The organism is Comamonas sp. 4034 (genome assembly GCF_050434545.1).
Lineage (GTDB): Bacteria > Pseudomonadota > Gammaproteobacteria > Burkholderiales > Burkholderiaceae_C > Comamonas > Comamonas odontotermitis.
The window spans coordinates 194,103-205,080 of the sequence record NZ_JBNDIT010000002.1 but is presented as its reverse complement, the minus strand read 5'-3'; the positions used below and the strand labels follow the sequence as shown (position 1 = coordinate 205,080).

Below are 10,978 nucleotides of genomic sequence, written 5' to 3'. Positions count from 1 at the left end.
CGACAGAAGCGCTGGCCCATGCCAGCCCCACCCTCTTTTCGGCCCATCGGCCTTCATTCATGAGCACCACAGACTTTTCCCAATTCCCTCCCATTGCCTTCATCGGCGGCGGCAATATGGCCAGTGCCATCATCGGCGGCCTGATCCGCCAGGGCGTGCCCGCAGAACGCATCATGGTGGTGGAGCCCTATGAGCCCCAGCGCGCCGTGCTGCTGCAGCAGTTTGGCATTACTGCGCTGCCGGCGGCGGACGGTGCGCTGGCCAGTGCGCAGGTCGTGGTCTGGGCTGTCAAACCACAAACCTTCAAGGATGCGGCCGCTTCAGTCGCATCCTTCACCAGCCACGCCCTGCACCTGAGCGTGGCTGCCGGCATCCGCAGCAGCTCCATCGCCCAGTGGGCCGCCAACGAACACATCGTGCGCGCCATGCCCAACACGCCCGCCCTGGTGGGCCAGGGCATGACAGCACTGTTTGCACGGCAGGGCGTGACGCCCGCGCAGCAGGCGCTGGTCGAGCAGATCATCGGCACCACCGGGCAATTCATCTGGGTGCAGCAGGAGTCGCAGCTCGATGCAGTGACGGCGCTCTCGGGCTCCGGCCCCGCCTATGTGTTCTATTTTCTGGAAGCCATGCAGCAAGCCGGCGTCGAAATGGGCCTGCCTGCCGAACAGGCGCTGCAACTGGCGATCGGAACTTTCACCGGCGCATCGCAACTGGCCGCGCAATCGAGCGAGCCGCCTGCCGTGCTGCGTGAACGGGTCACCAGCAAGGGCGGCACCACCTTTGCCGCGCTGGAGAGCATGCGCGCCAGCCACATGGGCGCCCATTTCATCGCCGCCATGAAGGCCGCCGAAAAGCGCGCAGTGGAGCTGGGCGACGAATTCGGCGCCTGAGCCCCCTCTCGCGCGGGCCGTCCAACGCGAAAGGCTGCTCGCGCCACCTCGCATCAAGGTTTGCAGGCATTGGCAACGCCATGAAACGCAAAGCGTATATTTTCACCAAAACACAAACGCAAAGCGTATAATTCTGCCCGTTCGCCATTTACCGGAGCCCACACATGGACAGCCAGCAGGATTTCCTCCGCGACGCAATGCGCCGTTTGAACTTGACGCGCGATGCATTTGCCGAGCGCCTGGGCGTGCGCCGCCGCACGCTGGACACATGGCTGCTGCCCGAGGCTTCGGGCGAAGCCCGCGCCATGCCTGACATGGCGCAGAAGTTTGTCTCCGAAATCCTCTCGCGTGAAGCCGCAGGCACCGACACGCAAAAGCACAACCGCCCGCTGGCCGAGCGCATGTCGGCAGATGGCCGTCCGCAGCTGCTGTCCGTTGCGCAACTCGAGCGCGAAAGCCTCGAAGAGCTGTTTCGCATTACCGATGTGATGCAGCCGATTGCACGCCGCCACAAGGTGTGCCGCGTGCTGGAAGGCGCTGTCATGGGCAGCCTGTTCTTCGAGGCCAGCACCCGCACCCGCGTGAGCTTTGGCGCCGCCTTCAGCCGCCTGGGTGGCTCGGTCTGCGATACGACGGGTTTCACCTTCTCGTCGATGGCCAAGGGCGAATCGATCTATGACACCAGCCGCGTGATGGCCGGCTACGTGGACGCCCTGGTCATTCGCCACCCCGAACAAGGCTCGGTTGCCGAATTCGCCCGCGCCACCAACATCCCGGTCATCAATGCCGGCGACGGCCCGGGCGAGCACCCCAGCCAGGCGATTCTCGACATGTACACCATCCAGCGCGAGTTCTCGCGCCTGGGCAAACTGATGGACGGCGCGCACATCGCCATGGTGGGCGACCTGAAGTACGGCCGCACCGTGCACTCGCTGATCCGCCTGCTGTCGCTGTACAAGGGCATGAAATTCACCCTGATCTCGCCCGCCTCGCTGGAAATGCCCGCCTACCTGGTGGAGCTGGCCTCCACCAACGGCCATGTGGTGGAAATCTCCACCTCGCTGCAGGACCTCAAGGGCGCCGACGTGGTGTATGCCACCCGCATCCAGAAAGAGCGTTTTGCCGGCGAGAACATCGAGGGTTACACGCCCGAGTTCCAGGTGCAGAAGTCGCTGGTCGATGCAGTCTGCAAGCCCGACACCATCATCATGCACCCGCTGCCGCGTGATGCGCGCCCCGGCGCCAACGATCTGTCGACCGATCTGAACCTCGATCCGCGCCTGGCCATCTTCCGCCAGACCGATAATGGCATACCAGTTCGTATGGCTTTATTCGCGGTTCTGATGGGCGTGGAGAACCAGATTACACGTAATTTGCGTGATGTCACCTGGCGTTCTCCGGCTTTTGTTGGCCCTGACGATGCAGTGTTTGATACTTTGGATTAAACTCTGCCTTACACAACACCATGATTTGAGACATTTTTTCTAAACATGTCCTCAAGCAACTACCACATCTAACGGTTTTTTCCTGCGACTCCAGTGTTAGCGGCCATCAATTGATGGCCGCTTTTTTCTGTGCTTTGCCTATGAATTTACAGGAAAAAATCGCAAAAACGCACAACTCCCGCCATTGGTATTTGCCGCAATAGCGGCCTGCCCGGCAATCAGCGAATGGCGTACGCCAGCACCACCCCGGCAAACAGCGCCACACCGATCCAGTGGCTTTTGCTGAAGGCCGTAAAGCAGCCTTCGCGCGTACGCGTGCGGATCAGGCGGTAGTGCCACGCCATCTGACCCCCAGCCACGGCCACGCCTGCCCACCAGGGCCAACCCAGGTGCTGAGGGGCGATGGCCACAATGGTGAGCACCAGGCACAGCCCAAAGAAACCCATGATGGCGGCCACATCGAAACGGCCCAGGGTGATGGCCGAGGTCTTCATGCCGATCTTGAGGTCGTCGTCGCGGTCCACCATGGCGTACTCGGTGTCATAGGCCAGCACCATGCACATGTTGGCCAGCCACAGCAGCCACGCCGTGAGCGGCACCGCGCCCCGAACGGCAGCAAATGCAATCAGCACGCCAAAGTTGAAGGCAATGCCCAAGAATGCCTGCGGCATGGAAAAAAAGCGCTTGGTGAAGGGGTAAAGGATGGTGAACAGCACCGCAGGCACCGACCAGGCAACCGCTTCCCAGCGCGTGGTGAGCACGAGCCCCAGCGATACCAGCGCCAGCACCACACCCACCATGGCCGCCTCGAACACCGAGATCTTGCCCGTGGTGATGGGCCGGTTCGCCGTGCGTTTGACGTGCTTGTCAAACTTGCGGTCGGCAATATCGTTGATACAGCAGCCTGCGCTGCGCATCAGGAAGGTGCCCAGCACAAACACGATGAGCAGATGCCAGCCCGGAAAGCCGCCCGACGCCACCCACAACGCTACCAGGGTGGGCCACACCAGCACCAGCCAGCCCGCAGGGCGGTTGAAGCGGATCAGATCGAGGTAGAGCGAAAACCGCTCGGGCAGGGAAACGGATGGGCGGGGTGCGGCTGACATAGGCGCCCAGCATAGCGCGCAAGCGGTATCCCAGGCAGGCTCTCGATTCTTCAGGACTGCGCCCGGGCCCGCTCCAGCGCGCCTGTCGCCAGGCCCAGGATGGCCAGGCCCAGCAAGCCCCCTGCCACCACATCACTGGCAAAGTGCGCCTCCAGCCAGATGCGGCTGGCAGCAATCAGCGCCACCAGCACCGCCAGCCCGGCGCCCAGCACCGCGCGGAAGCGGCGTGGCACACGCCCCCGCAGCAGCCACCACAGCAGGCCATACACCACGACGGAGCCCGCCGTGTGGCCGCTCGGAAAGCTGGCGCCCGAGGTCACCAGTTCGTGCAGCGCCTCGGGCCGCGCCCGGTCAAAGGCATTTTTCAACACCCGGGTGGACAGGCCATTCAAGCCGATGGCAAATACCCAGACCTGCAAGAGCAGCCAACGCCGCCGCAACGCCAGAAGCGCCGCCACCAACACCGACAGCGTCCCCAGCCACAGCACATCGCCCACATCCGTCACATGCCGCAGATAGGCGCGCACCGACACACTGACATGCTGCTGCGACCACCGTTGCGCCGCTTCGTCCCAACCCACCAGGAGCGCATGCAGCGCGTGGGCCGGGTTGGCCAGCGCCTGCCCCAGCAACAGCACCGCCGCCACGCACAGCGCAGCACCCGCCAGGGGCCATGGCGACAGCGGCGGCGCCACGGGCGCACCGGCCCCCAGTTGCGCGCGCAGCCGCCGCTGCGCACGCAGAGGTCGTGTGGCCCGCATCCAACAATACGCACCCAGCAGCAGCCACAGCGACAGCAAGGCCGGTATCCAGGGATCGATGCGCGCCAGCCCCGCGGCCACCTGCTGCGCAGCCTGCGCCGGCACCATGGCCTGCACCGAGCCTGCATGCAGCAGCAACAGGCACAGCCACCAGGGCGCCGCACGGGCAGGGGTGCGCCCCATAGCCCGCAAGAGCAATGGAGAGAAGGCATGCGGGAAGGTGAGGTGGTTGCGCATGCCCGCCATCATAGGCAAGGATGCAATTCCTCCAGTAAAAATCGCCTTTGGCGCTTGACTGGAAAGCACCAAACGCTATGGTATTGAGAGTAGACAGGCAAAAACAAACCCCATGCAGGCGGGCCTGGCATGGGGTGGTGTGGAAGCCGGGTAGAAACCGAAGCCGAAGCGCAGAGGCTCAGGACTGCAGCATCTCCACGCCGGGCAGATTGCAGGCGAAGATGGCGTTGCGCAATGCGGCAATCGCTTCGTAGCGGGTGAAGCTGCGGCGCCACACCAGCACCACGCGACGCTTGGGCGCTTCGCCCTGGGAGTCATCGGTCAGCGGAATGTAGCGGATGTGGGTTTCGTCCGATTTACGGCGGCGAACGCCCTTTTCCAGCGCATCCTTGGGCACCGACAGGCGCGGCACCAGGGTCACGCCCATGCCGGCAGCCACCATGTGCTTGATGGTTTCCAGCGAAGAGCCTTCGAACGTGCGGCGAATGCCTTCGGTATTGCTGGAGTAACGGGCAAACTCGGGGCAGACTTCCAGCACATGGTCGCGGAAGCAGTGGCCCGCGCCCAGCAGCAGCATGGTTTCGTTCTTGAGTTCGTTCGACGAAATGCTGTCGCGCGTGGCCAGCGGGTGTACGCTGGGCACGGCGGCGAAGAAGGGCTCGTCGTACAGGGGTGCCATGGCCAGACCGGTATCCGGGAACGGCTCGGCCACGATGGCGCAGTCGATTTCGCCGGTACGCAGCATCTCCAGCAGCTTGGCCGTCATGTTCTCATTGATCATGAGCGGCATCTGCGGAGTGCGTTCGATCGACTGGCGCACCAGCTCGGGCAGCAGGTAGGGGCCGATGGTGTAGATCACGCCCAGCGTCAGGACGCCGGCGAGCGGGTCCTTGCCGCGCTTGGCAATTTCCTTGATCGCAGCAGCCTGGTCCAGCACGATCTGCGCCTGACGCACGATCTGGTCGCCCAAGGTGGTAACGGAGACTTCCGAGGCACTGCGTTCAAACAGCTTGACCTCAAGTTCCTCTTCCAGCTTTTTGATCGCAACCGACAAAGTGGGTTGGGACACGTAACACGCGTCAGCAGCACGGCCAAAATGCCTCTCACGTGCCACGGCAACAATATATTTGAGCTCTGTAAGTGTCATGTCGGTTTTTTATAAGAATCGCTGAATAGTACATGCGTTCGGTTCCGGAAAACAGAGCGCTGCGCTGAGATTCTGAAAGACGCAAGCGTACAGTTGTACCCTATTCTGGCCGAAACCGGTTTGGGAATGTCCTACGGACAAAATAGGAATTCTCTATTATAAATGTTTGCGAGCGTTTGCTTATAAGAAAAACAAATATCTATGACAAAAAGCAACGGCATCACAGGGGACCGAACTCAGGCCTTGAGGTACTCCGCCTTGCCCCCCAGCCAGCGTGACACATGGGTGACTGCCAGTTCGGGCCAACGGTCCAGCATGTCGGGAGCCAACTCGCGCGCCCATTCCAGCAGGTGCTTGTCCGCCTCCAGGTCTGCAAAACGCAGCAGGGGAGCGCCGGACTGGCGGGCGCCCAGAAACTCGCCCGGGCCACGGATCTCCAGGTCACGCCGGGCGATCTCGAACCCGTCGCTGGTCTCGGCCATGGCCTTGAGGCGCTCCTTGGCAGTTTCCCCCAGCTTGCCGCTGTCGCCCACGGCATACAGCAGCACGCAGGCCGATGCCGCAGCGCCCCGCCCCACGCGCCCGCGCAGCTGGTGCAGTTGCGACAGGCCAAAGCGCTCGGCATGCTCGATCACCATCAGGCTGGCGTTGGGCACATCCACGCCCACTTCGATCACCGTGGTCGATACCAGCACGCCCATGACGCCAGCGGTGAACAGCTCCATCACCGCCTTTTTCTCTGCGGTGGGCATGCGCGAATGCAGCAGCCCTACCATGACACCGGGCAAAGCCTCGCTCAGATCGGTGTGGGTGGCCGTGGCGTTGCTCAAATCCAGCGCCTCGCTCTCCTCAATGAGCGGGCACACCCAATAGACCTGTCGCCCCTGGGCGATCTGGTCGGCAATGCGCGCCACCACCTCGTCGCGCCGGCTGTCACTGATCAGTTTGGTGACGACCGGCGTGCGGCCGGGCGGCAGTTCGTCGATGGTCGAGACATCGAGGTCGGCGTAGTAGCTCATCGCCAGAGTGCGCGGAATGGGTGTGGCGCTCATCATCAGCATGTGCGGCTCCATCCCCGTTGAAAGCAGCTTCTGCCGCAGCGCCAGCCGCTGCGCCACACCAAAGCGGTGCTGCTCGTCGATCACCGCGAGACCCAGTTTTTTGAACTGCACCTGCTCCTGGATGACCGCATGCGTGCCCACCACCAGCGCGGCCTCGCCACTCTCCACCAGTGCCAGCATGGCGGCGCGTTCCTTTTTTTTCTGCGCACCGGCCAGCCACGCCACCTTCAGGCCGCGCGGCGCCAGGAGTGGCTCCAGCCAGCCCACCAGTTTGGCAAAGTGCTGCTCGGCCAGAATCTCGGTCGGCGCCATCAGCGCGCATTGCCAGCCTGCATCGATGGCAATGACGGCCGACAGCGCTGCCACGATCGTCTTGCCTGAGCCCACATCGCCCTGCAGCAGGCGGTGCATGGGTACATGGCGCGCCAGATCGCGGGCAATTTCTTCGCACACACGGCGCTGGGCACCTGTCAGCGAAAAGGGCAGCGCCGCCAGAAACTGCTCATGCAGATTGAGGCTGCCGTCCTCCATGCGCCGGGCCTGCAGGGCCGGGGCGCGCAGGCGGTCACGCTCGCGCTTGGCCGTCAGCTGCGACAGCTGCTGCGCCAGCAACTCCTCGGCCTTGAGGCGCTGCCAGGCCGGATGGCTGTGGTCTTCGAGCGCGGCAATCGATACATCAGGCGTCGGGTGGTGCAAAAACTGTAGCGCTTCACGCAGGCTGTATGCACGCGATCTACCGTTTTCACCCAAATAGCGGGCATAGGGCAAATCTGCGCCCGGCGGCAGGGTTTCGCCCAGATCGGCGCGCTGCAAGCCACCAATCACCGCACGGCGCAAATAGGGCTGCGGCAGGCCGGCTGTGGTGGGATACACCGGGGTGAGCGACTGCGGCAACTCGCCACCCGCCTGGCGGAAAGCCGGGTGCACCATCTGGCGCCCCCAGAAACCGCCCTTGATCTCGCCACGGATGCGCAAGGTGGCGCCTACGGACAGCGTCTTCTGGTGCGATGGGTAGAAGCTGAAGAAACGCAGCTCGCACTGGTCGCCATTGGCGTCTTCCACCTGCACCACCAATTGGCGGCGCGGGCGCATCTGTATTTCGCTGGAGATGACCGTCGCCTCGATCTGCGCCACCTCGCCGTCGCGCGCATTGCGCAACGCGATGATGCGTGTCTCGTCTTCGTAGCGCAGCGGCAGGTGCAGGGCCAGATCGATATCGCGGGTGAGCCCGAGTTTGACGAGCGCCTGCTGCGCCGGGTTTTTTGCCACTGCCTTGGCAGGCGGCGCTGCGCCGCCATCGGCCGCAGCCGCTTTGCGCGGGCGGCCGGGTTTGCGTGCCTTGGGTGCGGCACTGTCAGCAGCAGGAGATGCGGGCGTTGCAGGCATGGGCAGGTTCAATCACCGCACATTCTGGCATGGTTTGCACAGTCACTGGTTATAAATCCAGTAAAAGCACTCCCATATTGGTAGCTGACTGCGCCAGTCCATCAAGCGCCTGCGGTCCTTTTTTCACTGGCTTTTGCATGCCATGGGTGCCGTGCAAGCTTCAGGGAGATGCAATCTGTTACTGCGTTCCCCTCCGATTGGAGGGTGCGCATTGCAGCCATGCTTTGTAGAGTGGCGCGCGCCCCTGCAATGCCTCCCTTCCAACAAGGTCTGTCTGCCATGCTGCCTGAACTGCTCGTCAAAGATGCCAATGCGCAACTGCTGCATTCGCTGATCGTCAAGGACGGCCTGTTCAGCGTCGGCCGCGAGCCGGGCTGCGCCATCGTGCTGTCCTCACCCGATATCAGCCGCCGCCATGCGGCCTTCACGCACAGCAGCCATTTTGGTGTGCTCGCGGTGGAAGACCACGGCAGCAAAAACGGCATCTTCGTCAACGGCCTGCAAATGCGCCGCAGCGTGCTGTACACGGGCGACGTGGTGCGCGTGGGCAACTACCTGATCCATGTACGCACCGGCTCCTCCGGTCCACCGGGCATGGACAGTGTGGCGGCGCGCCGGGAAGGACGTGCCGGAGATGTCACCCTCCAGGGACTCTCTGCAAAACTCCCTGCCGTGGGCTGAACGTGGCCTCGGGCGATCCGCGTCCATCCCATCTGACGAGGATTTTGCAGAGGCTCTCTAACGCCGCAAGCGCTTGCGGCGCAGATAGCGCTCCCACAGCTCGAAAAACAGCTCGCTGAGCAGTGCCAGTGCCGCCGCAGGCAGGGCACCGGCCAGCATCAGTGCGCTGTCGTTCAGCGCCAGGCCCGTCACGATCCGCTCGCCCAGTCCACCCGCGCCAATGAAGGCGGCAATGGTGGCGGTGCCGATGGCAATCGCGCAGGCAGTGCGGATGCCTGCAATGACGGTGGGCATGGCAATCGGCAGCTCCACCCAGCGCATGCGCTGCGGGTGCGTCATGCCCAGGGCCGATCCCGCGTGGCGCAGGCCGGGCGACACCTCGGCCAGGCCCGCGCAGGTGTTGCTCAAGATAGGCAGGATGGAGTACGCCGTCAGCGCCACCAGCGCAGGAATACGCCCGATCATCCCCAACGCGGCAATCAGCACGGCCAGCAGCGCCAGCGACGGAATGGTCTGCATGACACCCGCCGCTCCCAGCGCCAGCGCACGCAGGCGCGTGTGCGGAAACAACGCAATCCCCGCAGGCACTGCGATCAGTGCCGCGGCCCCTACCGAGAGCAGCACCAGCAGCAGGTGCTGGCCGGTCAGCCGCCACAGGTCATCGGCCACGAGGCGCTGCCACAGCTGTGCCGCAAAGCCGGCGCGGCCACCGGCTGTATCCGTAGCGGGCGCAGCGCCCGTGGAGCCACCTGCCAGAAACTGCTGCGCAATGGCCGCAAAACCCTGGCCTTGCAGCTCTGCCTGCGCGTTCATGCGGATCATGCCTGCCTCGCTGATGCGGCCTGCGAGCGGCTGCAGCGCAGCCCACGCAGCCGGGTGCTTCTGCGGCAGATCCAGCCGGTACAGCAGCACGGCGTCGTAGCGCGGAAAATACTGGCGGTCATCCGCCAGCACCAACAGCCCCAGGTGATCGATCTTGGCGTCGGTCGTGTAGATGTCCATCACATCGATGTGCTGCTGCGCAATGGCCTCGTAGGCGAGGCCATGGTCCAACCCCTGCGGCTGCGCCTGCAGGCCGTAGCGCTGCGAAAGGCCCTTCCAGCCATCGGCACGGCCCACGAACTCGTTCGACAGCCCATAGCGCAGCGTAGGATGGCGCGCCAGATCGCTCAGGCTGCGAATGCCCAGCTTGTCTGCCAGATCGCGCCGCATCGCCAATGCATAGCCATCATTGAAGCCCAGCGGCACCCCCACCGCCAGCCCCAGCGGCGCCAGTGCGCGGTTCAGATCGGGGAGCGAGGTATGGGCCGCGTCCTTGACGATCTCCTGCGCAATGGTGCCGGTGTATTCGGCATACACGTCGATCTGCCCGCTCTTGAGCGCCTCGTACACGATGGCGGTGTTGCCCAGGCCCTGGCGCACCTCGGTGGTGGTGCCCGCCGCCCGCGCGGTCTGCGCAACGATTTCGGCAAGGATGTACGACTCGGTAAAGCGCTTGGAGCCCACCCGCAAGGGCTCGGCCTGGGCCCAGGCAGACAGCAGCAGACACCAGGCCGACAGGGCGGCCACGAGCAGTGGGTAGGCACGCTTCATCGGGCCACTATAGCAAGTCGTGGGGAGTGCACCTGTAGGTGGTGAGGCTGGGGTGGTGGCTGGTTATGGGGGACTGTAAGGTTACGGCATGCACGCGGGCAGGCAGTGCAGTGCAGGCGCATGGTTTTCTATTGGGTACTGCTGGCCGGGTCTCGCCCCGGCGGGCGAGGCACTTTTCTTGGCGGCCAAGAAAAGTACCCAAAAGAAGGCCACCCTGCTGCCTGCGTCCCTGCGGCTTCGCCTTCGGGCAACCTGCGGTGCGCGGGTGCGGGCTGTACCGCATAACTCACTACGCGCCTACAGCGCTCCGTTCAAACAGATGCGGTAAGTCAGTTCACGATGCAGTTGCACTCTGCGGTGCAACTGCCCAGCCCACACCCTGTGCTCCTCGGCGCAGGCAAAAGGGGGTTGAGAACCAACCCGGGCCATCGCTACGCTCGGCCCGTATGGATGTCTGGCTGTCGGCTTGCTTATCCCTTTTGCATGCGCCTGTGACGTGGTGTTTGCGGGGTGGCACCGGCACCGCAGAGTGCCAGTGCTTCGTTATCTGGCTTGCCGCATCTGTTTGAACGGAGCGCGTAGCGCGCAGTGAGTTATGCGGCACCCCCGCAGATACCACGGCGCAGGCTGCCCGGAGCGAAGCGCAGGGACGCAGGCAGCAGGGCACA

8 protein-coding genes are annotated in these 10,978 nt (G+C 63.9%); 3 read left to right on the top strand and 5 right to left on the bottom strand.

Translation table 11 applies throughout. The features are described from left to right. Positions 1-59: 59 nt before the first annotated feature. Both proC and ABIE32_RS03455 read left to right on the top strand, forming a co-directional pair. Complete coding sequence (gene proC, locus ABIE32_RS03460) at positions 60-893, top strand: pyrroline-5-carboxylate reductase (protein WP_429013970.1); 834 nt, start codon at positions 60-62, stop codon at positions 891-893. Positions 894-1,057: 164 nt separating this feature from the next. Beyond that, positions 1,058-2,338, top strand: coding sequence for an aspartate carbamoyltransferase (locus tag ABIE32_RS03455; RefSeq protein WP_224152921.1), 1,281 nt, complete (start codon positions 1,058-1,060; stop codon positions 2,336-2,338). A 218-nt stretch (positions 2,339-2,556) separates the two neighbouring features. On the opposite strand, the gene ubiA is transcribed toward ABIE32_RS03455, so the two are convergent. The 4 genes from ubiA to recG form a co-directional block, all read right to left on the bottom strand. Further along, entirely contained in the window at positions 2,557-3,444 is an 888-nt protein-coding gene (gene ubiA, locus ABIE32_RS03450) for a 4-hydroxybenzoate octaprenyltransferase (protein WP_429013966.1), read from the bottom strand. 50 nt (positions 3,445-3,494) lie between these two features. Continuing rightward, the gene (locus ABIE32_RS03445; RefSeq protein WP_429014263.1) at positions 3,495-4,454 is read right to left on the bottom strand and encodes a phosphatase PAP2 family protein; all 960 of its coding nucleotides are present in this window, start codon (positions 4,452-4,454) and stop codon (positions 3,495-3,497) included. A 166-nt stretch (positions 4,455-4,620) separates the two neighbouring features. After that, a complete protein-coding gene (locus tag ABIE32_RS03440; RefSeq protein ID WP_224152918.1) occupies positions 4,621-5,589 on the bottom strand; it encodes a LysR substrate-binding domain-containing protein in 969 nt (322 codons plus the stop codon). 236 nt (positions 5,590-5,825) lie between these two features. Next, entirely contained in the window at positions 5,826-8,036 is a 2,211-nt protein-coding gene (gene recG / locus ABIE32_RS03435; RefSeq protein WP_429013962.1) for an ATP-dependent DNA helicase RecG, read from the bottom strand. A 279-nt stretch (positions 8,037-8,315) separates the two neighbouring features. Here recG and ABIE32_RS03430 point away from each other — a divergent pair, with 279 nt between their 5' ends. Next, entirely contained in the window at positions 8,316-8,717 is a 402-nt protein-coding gene (locus ABIE32_RS03430; protein ID WP_429013960.1) for an FHA domain-containing protein, read from the top strand. 57 nt (positions 8,718-8,774) lie between these two features. Here the strand turns inward: ABIE32_RS03430 and ABIE32_RS03425 are convergent, their stop codons facing one another. After that, complete coding sequence (locus ABIE32_RS03425; RefSeq protein ID WP_429013957.1) at positions 8,775-10,310, bottom strand: glycine betaine ABC transporter substrate-binding protein; 1,536 nt, start codon at positions 10,308-10,310, stop codon at positions 8,775-8,777. Positions 10,311-10,978 lie beyond the last annotated feature (668 nt).

Coding starts and splice junctions, on each gene's coding strand:
- proC (WP_429013970.1), top strand. CDS start 60: ATGAGCACCACAGACTTTTCCCAATTCCCTCCCATTGCCTTCATCGGC.
- ABIE32_RS03455 (WP_224152921.1), top strand. CDS start 1,058: ATGGACAGCCAGCAGGATTTCCTCCGCGACGCAATGCGCCGTTTGAAC.
- ubiA (WP_429013966.1), bottom strand. CDS start 3,444: ATGTCAGCCGCACCCCGCCCATCCGTTTCCCTGCCCGAGCGGTTTTCG.
- ABIE32_RS03445 (WP_429014263.1), bottom strand. CDS start 4,454: ATGATGGCGGGCATGCGCAACCACCTCACCTTCCCGCATGCCTTCTCT.
- ABIE32_RS03440 (WP_224152918.1), bottom strand. CDS start 5,589: ATGACACTTACAGAGCTCAAATATATTGTTGCCGTGGCACGTGAGAGG.
- recG (WP_429013962.1), bottom strand. CDS start 8,036: ATGCCTGCAACGCCCGCATCTCCTGCTGCTGACAGTGCCGCACCCAAG.
- ABIE32_RS03430 (WP_429013960.1), top strand. CDS start 8,316: ATGCTGCCTGAACTGCTCGTCAAAGATGCCAATGCGCAACTGCTGCAT.
- ABIE32_RS03425 (WP_429013957.1), bottom strand. CDS start 10,310: ATGAAGCGTGCCTACCCACTGCTCGTGGCCGCCCTGTCGGCCTGGTGT.